Annotated in this window: 15 protein-coding genes; 10 read left to right on the plus strand and 5 right to left on the minus strand. The window is 62.3% G+C overall.

Annotated features, from left to right (window positions below; genetic code table 11):
- Positions 1–376: 376 nt before the first annotated feature.
- The 7 genes from NBH21_RS16290 to NBH21_RS16320 all read left to right on the plus strand — a co-directional run bounded on the left by NBH21_RS16290 (position 377) and on the right by NBH21_RS16320 (position 8,350).
- Complete coding sequence (locus NBH21_RS16290; RefSeq protein WP_250915299.1) at positions 377–1,801, plus strand: amidase; 1,425 nt, start codon at positions 377–379, stop codon at positions 1,799–1,801.
- A 214-nt stretch (positions 1,802–2,015) separates the two neighbouring features.
- Entirely contained in the window at positions 2,016–3,071 is a 1,056-nt protein-coding gene (locus tag NBH21_RS16295; protein WP_250915300.1) for a dipeptidase, read from the plus strand.
- A gap of 50 nt (positions 3,072–3,121) precedes the next feature.
- The gene (locus tag NBH21_RS16300; RefSeq protein WP_250915301.1) at positions 3,122–4,762 is read left to right on the plus strand and encodes an ABC transporter substrate-binding protein; all 1,641 of its coding nucleotides are present in this window, start codon (positions 3,122–3,124) and stop codon (positions 4,760–4,762) included.
- Between the two features lie 6 nt (positions 4,763–4,768).
- Entirely contained in the window at positions 4,769–5,836 is a 1,068-nt protein-coding gene (locus NBH21_RS16305) for an ABC transporter permease (RefSeq protein WP_250915302.1), read from the plus strand.
- Complete coding sequence (locus NBH21_RS16310) at positions 5,833–6,765, plus strand: ABC transporter permease (protein ID WP_250915303.1); 933 nt, start codon at positions 5,833–5,835, stop codon at positions 6,763–6,765. The genes NBH21_RS16305 and NBH21_RS16310 overlap by 4 nt, the downstream gene beginning before the upstream one ends.
- Positions 6,762–7,595, plus strand: a complete 834-nt coding sequence (locus NBH21_RS16315) for an ABC transporter ATP-binding protein (protein WP_250915304.1) — start codon at positions 6,762–6,764, stop codon at positions 7,593–7,595. The genes NBH21_RS16310 and NBH21_RS16315 overlap by 4 nt, the downstream gene beginning before the upstream one ends.
- On the plus strand, positions 7,592–8,350 hold the full coding sequence (locus tag NBH21_RS16320; RefSeq protein ID WP_250915305.1) for an ABC transporter ATP-binding protein: 759 nt from the start codon (positions 7,592–7,594) through the stop codon (positions 8,348–8,350). The genes NBH21_RS16315 and NBH21_RS16320 overlap by 4 nt, the downstream gene beginning before the upstream one ends.
- Before the next feature lie 120 nt (positions 8,351–8,470).
- Here the strand turns inward: NBH21_RS16320 and NBH21_RS16325 are convergent, their stop codons facing one another.
- The 5 genes from NBH21_RS16325 to NBH21_RS16345 form a co-directional block, all read right to left on the minus strand.
- Positions 8,471–9,649 carry an alpha-D-ribose 1-methylphosphonate 5-triphosphate diphosphatase gene (locus NBH21_RS16325; RefSeq protein WP_250915306.1) on the minus strand — a complete coding sequence of 393 codons (1,179 nt, stop codon included), beginning with the start codon at positions 9,647–9,649 and terminating at the stop codon, positions 8,471–8,473.
- Positions 9,650–9,872: 223 nt separating this feature from the next.
- The gene (locus tag NBH21_RS16330) at positions 9,873–11,045 is read right to left on the minus strand and encodes an acetate/propionate family kinase (protein WP_250915307.1); all 1,173 of its coding nucleotides are present in this window, start codon (positions 11,043–11,045) and stop codon (positions 9,873–9,875) included.
- Positions 11,042–12,448 carry a bifunctional enoyl-CoA hydratase/phosphate acetyltransferase gene (locus NBH21_RS16335; RefSeq protein ID WP_250915308.1) on the minus strand — a complete coding sequence of 469 codons (1,407 nt, stop codon included), beginning with the start codon at positions 12,446–12,448 and terminating at the stop codon, positions 11,042–11,044. The genes NBH21_RS16330 and NBH21_RS16335 overlap by 4 nt, the downstream gene beginning before the upstream one ends.
- 7 nt (positions 12,449–12,455) lie before the next feature.
- The gene (locus tag NBH21_RS16340) at positions 12,456–14,270 is read right to left on the minus strand and encodes a PHA/PHB synthase family protein (RefSeq protein ID WP_280924998.1); all 1,815 of its coding nucleotides are present in this window, start codon (positions 14,268–14,270) and stop codon (positions 12,456–12,458) included.
- Between the two features lie 156 nt (positions 14,271–14,426).
- Positions 14,427–15,101: a TetR/AcrR family transcriptional regulator gene (locus tag NBH21_RS16345; protein WP_250915309.1), complete on the minus strand. Its 675-nt coding sequence runs from the start codon at positions 15,099–15,101 to the stop codon at positions 14,427–14,429.
- A 115-nt stretch (positions 15,102–15,216) separates the two neighbouring features.
- Here NBH21_RS16345 and NBH21_RS16350 point away from each other — a divergent pair, with 115 nt between their 5' ends.
- The 3 genes from NBH21_RS16350 to NBH21_RS16360 are packed head-to-tail and all read left to right on the plus strand — an operon-like array spanning position 15,217 to position 19,141.
- Positions 15,217–16,224, plus strand: coding sequence for an HlyD family secretion protein (locus tag NBH21_RS16350; protein WP_250915310.1), 1,008 nt, complete (start codon positions 15,217–15,219; stop codon positions 16,222–16,224).
- Entirely contained in the window at positions 16,221–17,993 is a 1,773-nt protein-coding gene (locus tag NBH21_RS16355; protein WP_250915311.1) for an ATP-binding cassette domain-containing protein, read from the plus strand. The genes NBH21_RS16350 and NBH21_RS16355 overlap by 4 nt, the downstream gene beginning before the upstream one ends.
- Complete coding sequence (locus NBH21_RS16360; protein ID WP_250915312.1) at positions 17,990–19,141, plus strand: ABC transporter permease; 1,152 nt, start codon at positions 17,990–17,992, stop codon at positions 19,139–19,141. Before NBH21_RS16355 ends, NBH21_RS16360 begins: the two co-directional genes overlap by 4 nt.
- The last annotated feature ends 5 nt before the right edge of the window (positions 19,142–19,146 follow it).

Here is a 19,146-nt window from a genome sequence, read left to right on the forward strand (position 1 = left end):
TTCACCCGACGGGCAGCAAGATCATCGTCCAGCGCTCGTCAGCCTCAGGCTTCGACGCAATAAGCGTGCCACGCCCTGAAATGTGTCCGAAAACCTCCCCCTGTTCGCATTTTCCGGGCATATCGCCCGGTGTCCCGCGTTTTTCTCCTCTTTCGCCTGCGGAACGCTCCCTTCGCTCCGGTGCCGGCGAACCTGCCGTTCAAGGACAGGATTTTGGCATGTTGCCTCAAAATTGGTCGTGTGACCATTTTTATTTCAGGCAGTTTTGCGATTTTCCCATGCTGTTTCCGATTGCCGTTTTATCGCCAACGGCAATCCTTGACGGATGCCATGGAAGCGCCTCTGATGGCGCCATTCTCCAGTGCGGAATGATGACGTGATTGATCCTGCCGACCTCGATGCCCTCACGCTTTCCCGAGCCATTCACCGGAAACGGATAACCTGCGAACAGGTGATGGAGCGGTCTCTCGACCGCATTCAGCGGCTCAATCCGAAAATCAACGCCATCGTCAGTCCTCGTCGGACTGCCGACCTTCTGGCCGAGGCGCGGGAGCGGGACAGGGAACTGGAGGCGGGACGCTCGCACGGATGGCTGCACGGATTGCCGGTCGCGATCAAGGATCTGAGCGAGGCAAAAGGCATAGCCTGCACTTACGGTTCGCCGATCTACAGGAATTTCGTGCCTGATTTCGACGATATCCAGGTGGAGCGGATCAAGCGCGCCGGGGCGATCGTCATCGGCAAGACCAATACGCCGGAATGGGGTTTCGGGTCCCACTCTTACAATCCGGTCTTCGGGGTGACGCGCAATCCCTATGACACATCGAGGAGCGCCGGCGGATCGAGCGGCGGGGCTGGGGCGGCGCTTGCCGCACGGCTCGTGCCGGTGGCCGACGGCAGCGACATGATGGGGTCGCTGCGCAATCCTGCGGCGTTCAACAACGTCGTCGGTTTCCGGCCGAGTTTCGGGCGCATTCCGGGTTTGCCGGGCAAGGACGTCTACATGAACCAGCTCGCGGTTCTCGGGCCGATGGCGCGAAACGTCGCCGATGTCACGGCACTCCTGAACATCCAGTCCGGTTTTGATGCCCGTGATCCGCTGTCGCTTCCCGAGGAGCCGGTGCGCCTGCGCGAGGATTTCGATCCGAAGGGCGTCAGGGTCGGCTGGCTCGGTGACTTCGGCGGCTACCTGCCCTTCGAACCGGGGGTGCTGGAACTTGGCCGCGCCTCGCTTTCGGTTTTCGAACGCATGGGCTGTCGGGTGAGCGAGGTGCTGCCGGATTTCGACATGGACCGCCTGTGGTGGGCGTGGACCACGCTGCGCGGCTGGCTGACCGCCGGATCGCTGCGCGGCCATTACGAAAACCCGGCGGAACGGGCTCTGCTGAAGCCGGAAATCCTGTTCGAGATCCGCGCCGGCCTCAAGGTGACGGCCGAGGACGTCGATGAGGCTTCCGCCGTCAGGACCGCCTGGCTGCAGGCGGTCCTCAAGCTTTTCGAGCGCCATGATTTCCTGATCCTGCCGGCCGCGCAGGTGTTTCCGTTCGATGCCGATATTCCGTGGCCGCGAGAAATCGCCGGCCGCAAGATGGATACCTATCATCGCTGGATGGAAGTGGTGATTGGACCCAGCATGGCCGGTCTTCCGGTTGCGGCCATGCCGGCCGGTTTCGGGGTCAGCGGGTTGCCGGCGGGCATCCAGATCGTCGGGCGGCCGCGCGCCGATGCCGCGGTTCTGGATTTCGCGCAGGCATATGAGCGGGCGACCGACTGGCTGCAGAGGCGGCCACCGCTTGGATGATGTGGGCTGCTTAGTCGGCTCTCGCTCCTGTGGTGGAGTGCCGGTGTCTTCTCGCGCCGTTGTTCGCAATCTCTTTTTTGCACTTGAACACGGTGAGAATTTGGTCCACCCAATAATATATCAGATCGTTGATGTGCCACCGCAGGCTTTTGCCGGTGCGGTCGCCCAGAGGTGATCGGGATCGTCAAGTTTTTGTAATTGCAGGTGCTTTCTCATGGAACTGGTGTTCGACGGACATAACGACGTCTTGCTGAGGCTTTGGCGGAGCCGGGCGGGTGGGGTCGATCCCGTCGTAGAGTTCCGTGACGGCACCAGCGAGGGGCATATCGACGGACCCCGCGCCAAGGCTGGTGGTCTGGCGGGTGGTCTCTGTGCCATCTACATCCCCACGACGGGCGGTGACTTCGTCCTGAAGGAGCCTGACGAAAAGGGGCATTACTCGACGCCGCTCGAGAAGCCTCTCCAGCGCCAGCCGTCGCTCGACATCGCGCTCGACATGGCGTCGATCGCGCTTCGTCTCGACCGGGCGGGCGCGTGGCGGCTCTGCCGCACCACCGCGGATATCCGCAAGGCGATCGACGAGGGTATCTTTGCCGCCGTCATGCACATGGAAGGCTGCGAGGCGATCGATGGCGATCTCGACGCGCTGGAGACCTTCTATGCCGCCGGCCTGCGTTCGCTCGGACCCGTCTGGAGCCGCAACAACATTTTCGGCCATGGCGTGCCGTTTGCCTTCCCCATGTCTCCCGACACCGGACCGGGCCTGACCGATCTCGGTTTCGAACTGGTGAAGGCCTGCAATCGGATGGGTATTCTGGTCGATCTCGCCCACATCACCGAAAAGGGCTTCTGGGACGTGGCGAAGGTCAGCGACCAGCCGCTGATCGCCAGCCATTCTAACGCCCATGCGCTGACGCCTGTGGCGCGCAACCTGACCGACAAGCAGCTCGACGCGATCAAGGAAAGCCGCGGTCTGGTCGGCCTGAACTATGCCGTGACCATGCTGCGAGACGATGCGCGCGACGACGCCAACACGCCGCTTTCGGACATGGTTCGTCACATCGACCATCTCGTGAACCGCATGGGCATCGACTGCGTGGCGCTCGGTTCCGACTTTGATGGCGCGACCGTTCCAGCCGATATTGCCAACGCGGCGGGCAATCAGAAACTGGTTGCGGCCCTGAAAACCGCCGGATACGCTGACGAAGACTTGAAAAAAATCTGCCGGGAAAACTGGCTGAGGGTTCTGGCATCCGCCTGGCACGAATAAGCCGGCGGCTGTCCGAAAGGCACCAACCTTAACAAACAGGGGATACTACGATGATGAATTCGCTGAACAGGCGTATGCGCCTGATGACGACCAGCGCGGCCATGGCGCTGTTGCTGGCCGCAGCTCCGCAGGCTTTTGCCGCCACTCCGGCCGACACGCTGGTCGAGGGTTTTGCCATCGACGACATCATCACGCTCGATCCGGGTGAAGCCTTCGAGCTTTCGACCGCCGAAGTCACCGCCAACACCTACTCGAAGCTCGTCAACCTCGACATGAACGACACGTCGAAGGTCGTCGGCGAGCTGGCCGACAGCTGGACCATTTCCGATGACGGCATGACCTATACCTTCAAGCTGAAGCCGGGCCTGAAGTTTGCTTCCGGCAATCCGATCACTGCCGAGGATGTCGCCTTCTCCTTCGAGCGCGCCGTCAAGCTCGACAAGTCCCCGGCCTTCCTGCTGACCCAGTTCGGCCTTACCGGTGACAATGTTGCCGAAAAGGCGAAGGCTGCCGATGAAAGCACCTTCGTGCTGACCGTCGACAAGGCCTATGCACCGAGCTTCGTGCTGAACGTGCTGACCTCCACCGTCGCTTCGATCGTGGACAAGAAGGTCGTTCTGGAACACGCCAAGGCCGTGACCCCGTCGGACGAATACAAGTACGATACCGATTTCGGCAACGAGTACCTGAAGACCGGCTTTGCCGGTTCCGGCCCGTTCAAGATCCGCGAATGGCGCGCCAACGAAGTCGTGGTGCTGGAGCGCAACGACAACTTCTTCGGTGAAAAGCCGAAGCTTGCCCGCGTCATCTATCGCCACATGAAGGAAAGCGCCGGCCAGCGTCTCGCCCTTGAAAACGGTGATATCGACATTGCGCGCAACCTCGAGCCGGGCGATGTCGATGCCGTGACCAAGAAGGAAGGCATCGCGACGACGTCTGCTCCGAAGGGCACGCTCTATTACTTCAGCCTCAACCAGAAGAACGAGAAGCTGGCGAAGCCGGAAGTCATCGAGGCCTTCAAGTACCTCGTCGACTATGACGCAATCGGCGAAACCCTGATCAAGGGCATCGGCACCATCCACCAGACCTTCCTGCCGACCGGCCAGCTCGGCGCGCTCGAAGACAAGCCCTACAAGCTCGACGTTGCCAAGGCCAAGGAACTGCTGGCCAAGGCCGGTCTCGCCGACGGCTTCACCGTCACCATGGACGTGCGCAACACGCAGCCGGTCACCGGCATTGCTGAAAACGTCCAGCAGACTCTCGCCCAGGCCGGCATCAAGCTGGAAATCATTCCAGGCGACGGCAAGCAGACGCTGACCAAGTATCGTGCACGCCAGCACGACATCTATATCGGCCAGTGGGGCTCGGACTATTTCGACCCGAACTCGAATGCCGAAACCTTCACCTTCAACCCGGACAATTCCGACGAAGGCAAGAACAAGACGCTGGCATGGCGCAATGCCTGGGATCCGAAGGACCTCACCGTCCAGACGCAGGCCGCTCTTCTGGAAAAGGACAGCGCCAAGCGCGCCGCCATCTATGAAGGCCTGCAGAAGGAAGTTCTGGCCAGCGGTCCGTTCGTGATGCTGTTCCAGCAGATCGAAGTTGCCGGCTATTCCAGCAAGCTCAAGGGCTTCAAGCTCGGCCCGAGCTTCGACACCAACCTCGTCTACACCATCTCCAAGGACTAAGCGCCCTTGGCCCTGATGGAAACAAAGACCGAGGCGCGGCGCTCCGGCGCCCGCGCCTCGGCGCTCGCCTTTTCGTTGCTGCGGTTCCTGCTGACCGTGGTGACGACCTATCTCGGCCTGCTCGCCGTGACTTTCTTCATCGGCCGCGTCGTGCCGATCGATCCGGCGCTGGCGATTGTCGGCGACCGCGCTCCGGCTCATGTCGTCGAGCGGGTGCGCGAAGAGCTGGGGCTCAATCTTCCGCTCTACCAGCAGTTCATCATTTACATTCGTCAGGCGCTGACGGGTGACTTCGGGACGTCGGTGCTGACCACCAATCCGGTGATGAGCGATATCCGCCGCGTGTTTCCGGCAACCATCGAGCTTGCCACGGTCGGCACCCTGATTGGTGCCTTTTTCGGCGTGCCGCTCGGTGTTCTCGCTGCCGTCAAGCGCGGCAGCTTCGCCGACCAGATCGTGCGTATCATCGGGTTGATCGGTTATTCCGTGCCGATCTTCTGGCTCGGCCTTCTGGCTCTGGTGCTGTTCTATGCGCAGCTCAAATGGGTGGCCTATCCGGGGCGCGTGGACATCGTCTACGAGTATTCGTTTACGCCCGTGACCGGCTTCTTCCTGCTGGATGCGGCGATGCAACGGCAATGGGACGTGTTCTGGGACGTGTTCCGCCACATCATCCTGCCCGGCGCGCTGCTCGGCTATTTCTCGCTCGCCTATATCAGCCGCATGACGCGCAGCTTCATGCTGAACGAGCTGTCGCAGGAATATATCGTCGCCGCCCGCGCCAAGGGGCTGTCCGAGACCCGGATCATCTGGTTCCACGCGCTCAGAAACGCAGCCGTGCCGCTGATCACGGTGATCGCGCTTTCCTATGCCGGCCTTCTCGAAGGTTCGGTCCTGACGGAAACGATCTTCTCGTGGCCGGGGCTTGGCCTCTACATCACCAATTCGCTGCAGAATGCCGACATGAATGCCGTGCTCGGCGGGACGATCATCATCGGTTCCGTCTTCATCGCCATCAATATCCTGTCGGACGTTCTCTATCGCATTCTCGATCCGAGGACCCGCAGCCGATGACCGCAAACGACATGACTGCAAAACCGACCCTGCGCGAATGGCTGCTGTCCGACCGGCCGCAATCGCGCCGTCAGGCCCGGCTCGGCCGGCTGTACGTGATCTGGAGACAGTTCTCCGCAAACCGGCTGGCCGTTCTCGGTCTCGGCATCATCATTGCGTTGCTGCTCGTTGCCGTCTTCGCCGATGTGCTGGCGCCGCATTCGCCGATCCAGGGAGACCTTCGCGGAGCGCGGCTTCTGCCTCCGGGTTCGGAAGGCTATCTGCTCGGAACAGACGACCAGGGGCGCGATATCCTTTCGCGCCTCATTCATGGCTCGCGGCTGACGCTGTTCGTCGTGGTGCTCGTCGCCATCATCGCCGCGCCGATCGGCCTTATCGTCGGTACGGTTTCCGGTTATGCCGGCGGCTGGGTGGACGGCGTGCTGATGCGGATCACCGACATCTTCCTTGCCTTCCCGAAACTCGTTCTGGCGCTGGCGCTGGTGGCGGCTCTCGGTCCCGGCATCGAGAATGCGGTGCTTGCCATCGCGATTACCTCGTGGCCGCCTTACGCCCGTATCGCGCGGGCCGAGACGATGACGTTCCGTAACTCCGATTACATCTCGGCGGTCCGGCTGATGGGCGCGTCGCCGATGCGCATTGTGTTCTTCCACATCATGCCGCTCTGCATCTCGTCGCTGATCGTGCGTGTGACGCTCGACATGGCCGGCATCATTCTGACTGCGGCCGGTCTCGGCTTCCTCGGTCTCGGTGCGCAGCCGCCGTTGCCGGAATGGGGGGCGATGATCGCGTCGGGCCGGCGCTTCATTCTCGATCAGTGGTGGGTCGCGGGCATGCCGGGCTTCGCCATTCTCATCGTCAGCCTCGGCTTCAACCTGCTCGGCGATGGCCTGCGCGATGCGCTCGATCCGAAGGAGGCGGGACAGTGACCCCACTCCTGACCGTCGAAAATCTGCGGGTGAGTTTCCCGACCCGGACCGGCATGGTCGAGGCCGTGCGCGGCGTGAACTTTACTCTTGGCCGCGAGCGGCTGGGCATCGTCGGCGAATCCGGTTCCGGCAAGTCGCAGACGGGCCGTGCGATCATGGGCCTGACGCCGAAGCATGCGCACATCACCGCCGACCGCCTTGCCTTCGGGGAGGCCGATCTTCTGGGCATGCAGGCGTCGGAGCGGCGCAGGCTGCGCGGCAAGAAGATCGCGATGATCCTGCAGGACCCGAAATACTCTCTGAACCCGGTCATGCCGATCGGTCGGCAGATCATGGAAACGCTGAAGACGCACGAGAAGGTCTCCCGCTCGGAGGCGAGGAATCGCGCTCTTGCGATGCTGGAGGCGGTGCAGATCCGCGATCCGGAGCGCGTTTTCCACCTTTATCCGCACGAGGTTTCCGGTGGCATGGGGCAGCGCATCATGATCGCCATGATGCTGGTCTGCGGTCCCGAACTCCTGATTGCCGACGAACCGACCTCCGCGCTCGATGTGACCGTGCAGCTCGAAGTGCTGGCCATTCTCGACAAGCTTGTGGTCGAACGCGGCATGGGGCTGGTCTTCATTTCGCATGATCTGCGGTTGGTTTCCTCCTTCTGCGACCGCGTGCTGGTCATGTATGCCGGCAAGGTGGTGGAGGAACTGGCGGCGTCGCGGCTTTCCGAGGCGCAGCATCCCTATACGAGAGGACTTCTCAACTGTCTTCCGAAGATCGAGGGCGACCGGCATCCGCTTCCGGTTCTGGAGCGTCAGGCGGAGTGGAAGCTATGACGATGTCAGCACTTTCCATTCGCAACATGGTCGTGAGCTTCGATGAATTCCGCGCTCTCGATACGGTCAGCCTCGAAATTCCGGTGGGCGAGTCCTTTGGCATCGTCGGTGAATCCGGTTCCGGCAAGTCGACGCTGTTACGCGCTGTGGCGGGGCTGAACCGCTTCGAAAGCGGCAGTCTCGAAGTCAATGGCCGTGCCTATTCCGGCTGGCGGCGGGATCACGAGTTCTATCGCACCGTGCAGATGGTGTTCCAGGACCCCTATGGTTCCCTGCATCCACGCCAGACCGTGGACCGGCTGCTGCTGGAGCCACTGGCGATCCATGGTTTCACCGACACGGAGGCCCGCATCGAGCGAGCGCTCGAGGAAGTCGGCCTGGGGGCCGGTTTCCGCTTCCGTTTCTCGCATCAGCTTTCCGGCGGTCAGCGCCAGCGTATCGCAATTGCGCGTGCGCTGATCCTCGAGCCGAAAATCCTGCTGCTCGACGAGCCGACGTCGGCGCTCGACGCGTCGATCCAGGCGGAAATCCTGAACCTCCTGGAACAGGCCCGCAAGGATCGCGGCCTGACCTTCATCATGGTCAGCCACGATCTCGCGGTTATCAGCCATATGTGCGAGCGGCTCGCGGTGATGAAGTCCGGCAAGGTGGTAGAGACGATGAATGTCGAGCAACTGCGCCGCCACGATGTTGCGACCGATTACACCCGCAAGCTCATGGTGGCGAGCGAGGGGTTTGTTCGTCACGAAGCGTGAATGGTTCGGGATCGCCGCGCAAAAGTGTGCGGCATCCCGCAGTAACGGCATACACCAATGCACAGAGCTAAAGCGGAAGGCGGATCTGAAGGATCGCGCCACGCTTTAGCGGGTCGCGTCTCAGGCGACCCGCATACCCTGTCGCCAGACGGCTTTCAGGAAGGGATGTCCATCATGCAGGCCGACATGCAGCAGGTCCGCCCGCTTGCCCGCGGCGATCTCGCCGCGGTCGCCAAGGCCGGCTGCTTCCGCCGGCGTTTTCGTCACCATTCGCAACGCCGCCGGCAGGTCGTAGTCCAGGGCGGGGTCGGCGGCGATCATGAAGGCGGCGTCCAGCAGCGAACGCGGCACATAATCCGATGCGAGGATATCGACCAGCTTTTCGTTAAGCAGGTCGCGAACGGCAATGTTGCCGGACTGCGAGCCGCCGCGCAGGATGTTGGGGGCGCCCGCCACGATCAGCATGGCGCGGGCGCGCGCTTCGCGGGCCGCTTCCATCGTGCAGGGAAATTCGGAGATGGCGACGCCTTCGTCTGCGGCCAGGTCGACATGCTCGATATCGGTGTCGTCGTGGCTGAGCAGCGGCAGGCCACGCGAGCGGGCGAGTTCAACCACCTTGGGGCGCACGGTTTCGCCGATATGGCTTTTTTCAGCGACCAGAACCTTGATCTTCTCACGTACGATTGCGTGGCTTTCGCCGGTCGACTTGGCGGCACGAGAAACATAGGCATCGACGTCCCGGCTCTGTCGGATGCCCGGTAGATGCTCCATCACGGAGATGACCTTGACGATCGGGCGGTCGATATTGGCGGCCATAAGGGTGGGCGTTTCCGGATCGGTGATTTCGCAACGAAGATGGATCAGGTGTTCCGAGCGCAGCATGCCGCCGGCCTGCGCGCGTTCCAGCGCATCGATCATCGGGGCGAGGATCTGGGCGCGCTCCGGATTGTCGGTCGTGGCGCCGACGCAGAGGCTGTCGAAGACGGTGGTAACGCCGCCGCCGATGATCTGTGCGTCATGGGCAAGGGCCGCGCGCATGAAATCCCAGCGAACATGGGCGCGCGGATAGACGTGCTTTTCGAAATGGTCGGTATGGATATCGACGAGGCCCGGCACGAGATAGTCGCCGACGAGGTCGATGGCATCAGGCGCGGTCAGTCCGGCGTCGATGGAGACGATGCTGCCGTCTTTTACGGTCACGGTGCCATGAACGATTTCGTCGGCAAGCACGATGCGGGCGTTGGTGAGAACGAGGGTGGAGGTTTCGCCGGCAGCGCCGTTGTCGGAAGTCATGTCCATCAGCACTGTCTCATCTCTCCCGTTCTTCATTGTCAGGGCAAACGTGTCTGCGGGGAGAGTTGCGACTCATCCGCCCGCTCGCGCGCTCGTCTTCAAAGCGTGTCGCGATCTCTCAGATTCGCTCCGTACGCTTTAAAGCTTTATCTTGTCACATGTCGTTGTCGCAAAACCGCTGAACACTTTTGCGCGACATGCTTTAGCCTCGCTGCGTGACGCTTCTGTGTCAAAGGACAGAAAGAGCCTCGTCGGCGATGACCTGTTCCTCATCGGTGGCGATGACCATGACGGCGACGGGGGAAACGGGTGAGGAGATCGTTTCCGCATTCGCCGCGTTGGCGTCGTCATCGATTTCGATACCGAGGAAAGCGAGGCGGTCGCACACGGCCTGACGGATCAGCGGCTGGTTTTCGCCGATGCCGGCCGTAAAGACGAGCGTGTCGAGCCCACCGATGGTGGCGGTCAACCTGGCGATTTCACCGGCGATGCGGAAGGTGAAGACCTCGATCGCCTCCCGTGCGGCATCTGCATCGGTTTCAAGCAGCACCCGGCTGTCGGCGCTGATGCCGGAAAGGCCGATGAGGCCGGACTTGTGGTAGACGATGTCCTCTACCTCCTCGCGGGAGAGACCAAGTTCCCCCATCCAGTGGAAGATCACGCCCGGATCGAGCGCGCCGGAGCGCGTGGCCATGGGGATGCCGTCGATGGTGGAAAAGCCCATGGAGCTGTCACGGCTCAAGCCGCTTTCGATCGCGCAGATGCTTGCGCCACTGCCGAGATGAGCGACCACGGTGCGCCCCCCGGCGCGCTCGGGATGCGCTTTCGCCAGCGCGCCGGCAATGAACTTGTAGGATAGACCGTGAAAGCCGTAGCGCTTGATCCCCCGGTCGTGGAATTCGCGGGGGATGGCAAAACGCCGGACGGTCGGTGACTGGCTGCGGTGAAAGGCGGTGTCGAAGGAGGCCGTCTGCGGCAAATGGGGCTTGAGATGCCGGATCGCCTCGATCAGCCGAAGGTTCTGCGGCTGGTGCAGGGGGGCGAGCGACGTCAGAGAGGCGATCTTCGCGATTACCTCGTCATCGATCAGGACAGGTCCGGAGAAGATATCGCCGCCATGCACGACGCGATGGCCGACGGCGGTGACGGCATTCAGGTCGAAGTGATTGGCAAGCCAGCCGAAGGTTTCGTCGAGCACTTCGTGCAGCAGGTCGCCGCCTTCTGCTTCCAGCGGGACGTCGAAGGTTTCCGGCCCCTCGACGAGATGGAAGGTCAGCGGCTTGTGGCGGAAATCGATCATGCCCTTGCCGATGCGGCGAGCGTGGCCATCCTTGCGCCGGAACAGCCCGATCTTCACCGTCGACGAACCGGCATTGAAGGTCAGCAGCAGTCTTTCCGTCATAGGGGCGTCAGTTCCGGATGGGCGCGCTTGGCGGCGACCAGCTTTGCAAGGGCGGCGGAGGTGATGCGGGCTTTCAGGCTGTCGGCGCGGCTCGTCAGGATGATGGGTACGCGCGCGCCGAGCACGATGCCTGCGGCATCGGCGCCGGCGAAATAGATCAGCTGCTTGGCCAGCATGTTGCCGGCTTCGAGATCGGGCACCAGCAGGATGTCCGCTTGCCCGGCGACCGGCGAAACGATGCCCTTGGTGCGAGCGGCATCAAGGCTGATGGCATTATCGAAGGCCAGCGGGCCATCGACCTTGGCGCCGGTGATCTGGCCGCGTGCGGACATGACGGTTAAGGCGGCGGCATCGAGCGTCGCCTGCATGTTCTGGTTTACCGTTTCGACAGCCGCCAGCACTGCGACCTTGGGCTCTACGAGGCCGAGCATGTGCATGAGGTCGACGGCATTCTGGCAGATGTCGCGCTTATGCTCGAGAGAAGGCGCGATGTTGATCGCGGCGTCGGTGACGGCCAGAAGCTTGGAGTAGGCGGGCACGTCCATCATGTAGACATGGCTGATGCGCCGGTCGGTCCTGAGGCCCGAGCCGGCCGCGACGACGGCGCCCAGCAGTTCATCGGAATGGAGGCTGCCCTTCATCAGGGTCGATACCTTGCAGGTGGCGGCCAGTTCCGCGCCCTTGGCAGCGGCGGCATGGCTGTGCTCGACGGATATGATCTCGAAGCCGTCGAGAGAAAGGCCAGCCTTTTCCGCCGCAGCGCGGATCTTTGCTTCGGGGCCGATAAGAATGGGGTCCAGCAGACCTTCTTCGCGCATTTCCACGGCGGCCTGAATGGATTCCGGCGAGCAGGGGTGAACGAAGGCCGTTTTCGCAAGAGGAAGGGCGCGGGCCTCTTCAACGATGGCGTCGAAACGGTTGTGCCGCTGCACGGCGATGGCGGTGGGCGCGCTTTGCGGCCAGGCGATGCGTTCCGACGGGGCGATGACGGTGGCTGTGCCGAGCAGGACTTCTTCGCCATGCTGGTTGGTGCAGCGGGTGTCGAGCAGGACGATGTTCTTGTCGGGCCGCTTTTCCTTGACCGTTACCTTTGCGGTGATGGTGTCTCCCGGGGAGACCGGTTTGCGGAAGTGCAGGTCCTGCCCGAGATAGATAGTGCCGGGGCCGGGTAGTCTTGTGCCGAGAACGGCAGAGACGAGGGCCGCCGTCCACATGCCGTGGGCGACGATGTGGCCGAAGAAATCCTTGGCGGCGAATTCAGGATCGACATGCGCCGGGTTGTAATCACCGGAGACGCTGGCGAAGAGGTCGATGTCGTCGCGTCCGATAGTGCGCGCAAGGCTGGCGCTGTCGCCGATCTCGATCTCCTCGAAGATCCGGTTCGTCAGGAGGGTCTGGTGCATTTCGGTCTCACTTCTGGTGGACATAGGTTCCGGGAGCCGCCTCCTTGGCGCCATAGCCGTTTTCGCTCGATCCCATCGGCGGCGGGGCCACCTTTTCCGGCGAGGAATGTCCGGCAAGCCATTGCGACCATTTCGTCCACCAGGAGCCTTCCTGCACGGGTGTATCGGCGGCCCATTCCTCGGCGCTGACGCAAGGATCGGCGGCGAGCTTGGTGGTGATGCGGTAGTGACGGTGGGGATGGCCGGGTTCGCTGACGATGCCGGCATTGTGGCCGCCACTGGTCAGCACGAAGGTGACGTCGGTGTCCGTCAGGTAGTGGATCTTGTAGACGGATTTCCACGGCGCGACATGGTCGCGCTCGGTGCCGACGGAGAAGACGGGAACGCGGATGTTCTGCAGCGCCGCCGGATGATCGTCGACCATGAAGCGGCCGGCCGCGAGTTCATTGTCGAGATAGAGGCGCTGCAGATATTCCGCATGCATGCGGAAGGGCATGCGGGTCGTGTCCGCGTTCCAGGCCATCAGGTCGATCATCGGCGTGCGTTCACCCATCATGTAGTCGCGCACCACGCGCGACCAGATGAGGTCGTTTGAGCGCAGGAGCTGGAAGGCGCCGGCCATCTGGTCGGCGGACAGGAAGCCCCGGTTCCACATGACGCTTTCGAGGAAATGCAACTGGCTGTGGTCGATGAAGAGCGCCAGTTCTCCCGGTTCGGAAAAGTCGGTCTGGGCGGCAAACAGCGTGACGGAAGCGAGCCGTTCGTCCTTTGCGCGCGCCATGGCGGCAGCGGCAATCGAAAGCAAGGTTCCGCCGAGGCAATAGCCGGTCGCATGCACCTTGCGGTCCGGCACGATGGCGTTGATCGCATTGAGCGCGGCCATCACGCCGAGACGGCGATAGTCGTCCATGCCGAGTTCTCGGTCGGCGGCGGTCGGATTGTGCCAGGAAATGCAGAAGACGGTGTGGCCCTGCTCGACAAGGTAGCGGATCAACGAGTTCTGCTGCGACAGATCGAGAATGTAATATTTCATGATCCAGGCCGGCACGATCAGGACGGGTTCGGCATGGACCGTATCCGTCACGGGCGAATACTGGATGAGTTCGATCAGGCGGTTCTGATAGACGACGCGACCGGGTGTCGTCGCGACCGTTTCGCCGGGCACGAAATCCTCCGTGCCAGCGACCGGCCGTTTCGTCAGTTCACGATTGGCGTCCTCGATGAAATTCCTGAAACCTTCGAAGAAGTTCATGCCGCCGGTTTCGAAGGCGCGTTTCATGACAACAGGGTTGGTCAGCGGAAAGTTCGAGGGCGAGAAGACGTCAAGCATCTGGCGCGTCGCAAACGAGATCACGTCCTCATGATGGGGCGTGACGCCGGGAACGTCGGTGGTGACATTGTGCCACCATTGCTGGTTAAGCAGGAAGCACTGAGCCATGGCGTTATAGGGAAAGTGCTGCCACTCCTCGGCGGTGAAGCGGTCGTCGCCCGGCAGCGGTTCGATGCAGGGCGGTGTTGTCGGATCGACCGCGGTTGCCGCGAGATGCGTCAGCAGACGGTTGCTCTTGCGCAGGGCCTTCTGCACGAGTTCGAGGCGCTTGCCCGGTGCCATGCCGAGATGGATGGCCCAGTCGTAGATCGCAAGCGAAAGGGCGGCCGGCGAAATGCCGCCGGTCATCGGCGCGATCAGCGCCTCGTTCATACGGGTGAGGGCCTCGAAGGCTTCGGTCTCAGAGCCTTCATCAGGCCCGAACGCCTCGATGGCCGTTTCGATATTGGAAAGAGATGGATTTCCGGCCCGGATCATGCTGGCTGTCGACATGCTTTTCCTCTCTTCCGACAGGAGGCAACACACTTTCACGTCATGAAGCGATAGAACGTCTTCATGACGAATTCGCGAAGCCGAAGCTCCCGCATTCAGTGCCGGCGGCCGAACACGCGCTACTGCCGGCACTATAGTCACCCACCCGAATGGCGGTCAATCACAAGTAGTATGCGTCTCATCTGCAAGCGCCTTCAGTCCACCCAGCATGAAGGTGGTCATACTGCGGGTCAATTGCGGCAGTTCGTCCCGCGACAGGCCGAGATTGGGAAAGAGCGTCGGAATGACGGTTTTTTCGCCGATCAGCAGCATCAGGAAAGGGCCGACGCAGGCAATGGTGGCTGGAGCAACAGCCGGATGGTCCGAGGGGAGGTCCAGGGTCTCCGCAACAAGGTTCGTCATGACCCGTTTCTTGGGCAGGATGGCCCTTTGCCTCAAAACCTCGAAGGCGGGAGAGGGCGAAAAGATCTCGCGCATCAGCAGGCGGATGGACGCCGTCTCTCCCGGAGATGCCAGAAGCAGGGTGCCGATCGTCTCGATCAGGCGTGCCAGTCTCTGCTGCGGGGGAATGTCGAGGCTCGCAATGGCCGTCAGCCTGTCGAGGCTGACCAGCCTATCGTGGGCGTCGACAAGCAGTTCCTCGTAGAGCTTGCCGATGCTGCCGAAATAGTAATTCACCGCTGCCGTGTTGGTGCCGGCAGCCGCCGTGATTTCCTTGCTCGTGGTGCGGCCGACGCCTTTTTCCGAGAAGATCCTCGCCGCTTCGTCGAGCAATAATCGGCGGGTGGCGACGCCGTCGTCGCGCCTGCGCCGCTTTTCCGTTTCGTTCAAGCTTTCTTTCATGCCCGGCAGGCTAGCGGATTGCGACAAAAAAGTAAAATTCAAATTTGAATTTGACTTGTTGCGCGAGAGGGCGTTAGCTGAAGGGAGATTCCGGAGACTTACGATGCGAAAAGCGCTTGTTGTGGTGGTTCTGCTTGCCCTGGCCGGAGCGGCCGCCTGGTATTATCGTGAAAGCCAGAGCGCTTCCGCGGACTTTGCGCTCTATGGCAATGTGGAGTTCGATCAGGCCGACCTCGCATTCCATGCGAGCCGCCGTGTCGCGGAAATCCTGGTGGACGAGGGCGATGCCGTTTATGCGGGGCAGGTGCTTGCCCGGCAGGATACCGGCAATATCAAGCCGCAGATCGCGCAGGCCGAAGCGACGGTTGCTTATAACGAGGCGGTCGTCGCCGAATTGCGCAATGGCAGTCGTCCCGAGGAGATAGCCCAGGCGCGGGCCAATCTTGTCGCGGCGGAGACCGATGCCGCCAATCTCAAAGTGCAATATGACCGGGTCCGGCAGTTGGTCAGCACCAGCACCGCGAGCCAGCAGGCGCTCGACGAGGCACAGGCGGCTTCCGAAATTTCGGCTGCGAAAGTGATCGTCAGCCGCCGGACGCTCGATCTGGTTCTCGCCGGCCCCCGCGCGGAAAAAATCTCGCAGGCGGAGGCTCAGCTTGACGGCGCCAAGGCCCAGCTTGCCGTTCTCAAGGAGCAGTTGGCCGACATGGAACTCAAGTCGCCGGCCGATGGCGTCATCCGCTCCAAGCTGATGGAGCCGGGGGAGATCGCGACCCCCAGCCGCGCGGTGCTGTCGCTTGCGATGACCGGCGACAAGCGGGTCCGAGCCTATGTCTCCGAGAGTGAACTCGGCCTGATCCGCGAGGGCATGGCGGCGCAAGTGGCCGTCGACAGTGCGCCTGACAAGACCTTTGTCGGGCGGGTCGGCTTTATCTCGCCGGTTGCTGAATTCACACCGAAAACGGTGCAGACCGAGGAACTGCGCTCCAGCCTCGTCTACGAAGTGCGGGTGCATGTGGAGGATCCCCATGATCAGCTCAGGCTCGGCATGCCGGCGACGGTGACCTTTCCGAATGGTGACGGCAAGCCTGCCGAGGGAGCCGGATCATGACCGACGACGGCCGGGAGAGCCTCGTTTTCGTCGAGGATCTTCGCAAGGCTTTCCGCAACAAGGCGGGTGAGGTGACCGAGGCTCTCGCCGGGATCTCCTTTGCGGTCGAGCAGGGAACGCTGACGGCGCTGGTCGGCCCTGACGGAGCGGGCAAGACGACGCTGATCCGCCTGGTGGCCGGACTGATGCCGGCCGATAGCGGGCGGCTCGATGTCTTCGGCCAACCTGTTGCCGAGGATACGCAGGCGGTGCAGAACCGCATCGGCTACATGCCGCAGAAATTCGGCCTCTATGAGGATCTGACCGTTCAGGAAAACCTCGATCTTTATGCCGATCTCCATGGCGTCGATCGGGCCGCGCGCAAGGATATCTATGCACGACTGATGGAAATGACCGCGCTTGGCCGCTTCACTGGCAGGCCGGCGGGAAAGCTTTCCGGCGGCATGAAGCAGAAGCTCGGCCTTGCCTGTACGCTGGTGCGCGCGCCGGACCTGTTGCTTCTCGACGAACCGACTGTTGGTGTCGATCCCCTGTCACGGCGGGAACTTTGGGAAATCGTGCTGCGTCTGGTCAGGGAAGACGGGTTGTCGGTGATCGTTGCCACTTCCTATCTCGACGAAGCCCAGTTCTGCGACCGCGCCGTGGTCATGCATGAAGGCAAAATGTTGGCGCAGGGAGCGCCCGACGATATCACCGAGAAGGCGAAGGGCCGGGTTCATCTGGTCGCGCCACCGGCGGGGATGAATGCCCGCAGCCTGCAGGTGAAGCTTGCGCGCGAGGCTGATGTTATCGATGCGGTGCCGGAGGCGGGGCAGGTGCGGCTGGTGATGGACAGGCCGGAAAGGCCGGTTCCGACGCCTACAGGCGGGCCACTTGCTTCCACAATCGCCGCCCCGCGCTTCGAAGACGGTTTCATGGCGATCTTTTCGGAGGTGGCCGGCGAGCGGAAGGAGGCGAAAGTGTCCTTCACCCCGCGCACAGGCAAGGATGGCGACGTCACCGTCGCCGCTGAGCACCTGACGCGGCGGTTCGGCGATTTCACCGCTGTCGACAATGTCAGTTTCTCGGTGCGGCGTGGTGAGATCTTTGGCCTGCTCGGGCCGAACGGCGCGGGCAAGAGCACCACGTTTCGCATGCTCTGCGGACTTCTGCCCGCGAGCGCCGGCAAGCTGCAGGTGGCGGGCGCCGATCTTTTCACGGCAAGGGCCGAGGCCCGCCGGCGTCTTGGCTATGTGGCGCAGAAGTTTTCCCTCTATGGCAGCCTGAATGTCGATGAAAACCTCGATTTCTTCGCCCGGGCCTATGGCCTTTCCGGCAGGCTGCGACGCGAGCGGATTGCATGGGCGAAGTCGGAATTTGATCTTGGCGGTCTTGCGGGCATGCCGAGCGGGCAGTTGCCGGGTGGCTACAAGCAGCGGCTGGCGATGGCGGCCGCGCTGCTGCATGAACCCGATATCCTCTTTCTCGACGAGGCGACCAGCGGCGCGGACCCGCGGGCGAGACGGGAATTCTGGTCGCGGATATCGGCGCTGTCGGACCAGGGCGTGACCGTCATCGTCACCACCCACTTCATGGAGGAGGCCGAATATTGCGACCGCATCGTCATCATGGATGGCGGCCGGGATCTGGCGCAGGGAACGCCGGCGGAGATACGGGCGCATGCGCCGGCGGTCGATGGACGCGAGCCGACCATGGAGGACGCCTTCATCGCCATCATCGAGGCGGCGCGCAACGGCAGGGACGGCGCCAAGCAGGAGCAGGCGGCATGAGCGGCACGACATCCGGCATGTCAGGAACCCTTGCGAGCCTTGCGCGGATCGCGGCCCTGATCCGCAAGGAAAGCTATCAGGTGCTGCGCGATCCGAGCAGCATCATCGTCGGCATCGTCATGCCGATGCTGCTGCTCATTCTCTTCGGCTATGGACTGAGCTTCGACGTCAAGCGGGTGCCGCTGGCGGTGGTTATGGAAGAATCGAGCGACGAGGCGCGCGAACTTGCCGCCGGCTTCAGCCTTTCGGAATATTTCTCGACCGTTGACGTGAAGACGATGGTGGATGCCGAACGGTTGCTGAAGACGGCGAAGATCGACGGCATCGCGCGTATTCCGGCCGACTTTGCCCGCGATCTGGCGCTCGGCAAGGCCGAGGTGCAGGTGGTGGTGAATGGAACAGACGCCAACACCGCCCGCATCGTGCTTTCCTATGCCCAAGGGGCGGTCGGAAGCTGGGCGGCGCGGCATCAGGCGGATGGCCGTCTTGCAGTCGGCGTGCCGCAGGTCGTCGTCGAAAGCCGCCTCTGGTTTAATGCCGCCAACAACAGCCAGCACTTCCTCGTTCCTGGCCTGATCGTGCTGGTGATGACACTGATCGGCGCGCTTCTGACCTCTCTCGTGGTGGCGCGGGAATGGGAACGCGGCACCTTTGAGGCGCTGTTCGTCACGCCTGTCCGGCCTATCGAGATCCTGCTCGGGAAGACGGTTCCCTATTTCGTGCTTGGCATGCTGGGGCTGGGGCTTTCGATTGCCGGAAGCCAGGTGCTTTTCAACGTACCGATGCGCGGTTCGCTGCTGCTCCTGATCTTCGTCTCCTCGCTCTATCTGCTGGTGGCGCTTGGCATGGGGCTGGTGATTTCGTCCGTGACGCGCAACCAGTTCGTGTCGAGCCAGATCACGTTGATCGTCTCCTTCCTGCCGGCGATGATCCTGTCCGGCTTTATTTTCGACATCCGCAGCATGCCGGAGGTCGTCCGGCTGATTTCCTACATCTTCCCGGCCCGTTATTTCGTCTCGGTTCTCCAGACGCTTTTCCTTGCGGGCAATGTCTGGAGCGTGGTGTTGCCCAATGCGGCGGTACTGGCGGGCATGGCCGTTCTGCTGATGACGATTGCGGTCCGTTCGACGCAGAAGAGCCTGAGGTGATTGGC

Origin of the sequence: Ciceribacter sichuanensis, assembly GCF_024055605.1 — a bacterium.
GTDB lineage: Bacteria > Pseudomonadota > Alphaproteobacteria > Rhizobiales > Rhizobiaceae > Allorhizobium > Allorhizobium sichuanense.

What these genes read in the sequence shown, in the direction of transcription:
- NBH21_RS16325 (WP_250915306.1), bottom strand. Translation starts at nt 9,649, where the DNA reads ATGGACATGACTTCCGACAACGGCGCTGCCGGCGAAACCTCCACCCTC.
- NBH21_RS16350 (WP_250915310.1), top strand. Translation starts at nt 15,217, where the DNA reads ATGCGAAAAGCGCTTGTTGTGGTGGTTCTGCTTGCCCTGGCCGGAGCG.
- NBH21_RS16295 (WP_250915300.1), top strand. Translation starts at nt 2,016, where the DNA reads ATGGAACTGGTGTTCGACGGACATAACGACGTCTTGCTGAGGCTTTGG.
- NBH21_RS16335 (WP_250915308.1), bottom strand. Translation starts at nt 12,448, where the DNA reads ATGCACCAGACCCTCCTGACGAACCGGATCTTCGAGGAGATCGAGATC.
- NBH21_RS16360 (WP_250915312.1), top strand. Translation starts at nt 17,990, where the DNA reads ATGAGCGGCACGACATCCGGCATGTCAGGAACCCTTGCGAGCCTTGCG.
- NBH21_RS16355 (WP_250915311.1), top strand. Translation starts at nt 16,221, where the DNA reads ATGACCGACGACGGCCGGGAGAGCCTCGTTTTCGTCGAGGATCTTCGC.
- NBH21_RS16330 (WP_250915307.1), bottom strand. Translation starts at nt 11,045, where the DNA reads ATGACGGAAAGACTGCTGCTGACCTTCAATGCCGGTTCGTCGACGGTG.
- NBH21_RS16310 (WP_250915303.1), top strand. Translation starts at nt 5,833, where the DNA reads ATGACCGCAAACGACATGACTGCAAAACCGACCCTGCGCGAATGGCTG.
- NBH21_RS16340 (WP_280924998.1), bottom strand. Translation starts at nt 14,270, where the DNA reads ATGTCGACAGCCAGCATGATCCGGGCCGGAAATCCATCTCTTTCCAAT.
- NBH21_RS16320 (WP_250915305.1), top strand. Translation starts at nt 7,592, where the DNA reads ATGACGATGTCAGCACTTTCCATTCGCAACATGGTCGTGAGCTTCGAT.
- NBH21_RS16300 (WP_250915301.1), top strand. Translation starts at nt 3,122, where the DNA reads ATGATGAATTCGCTGAACAGGCGTATGCGCCTGATGACGACCAGCGCG.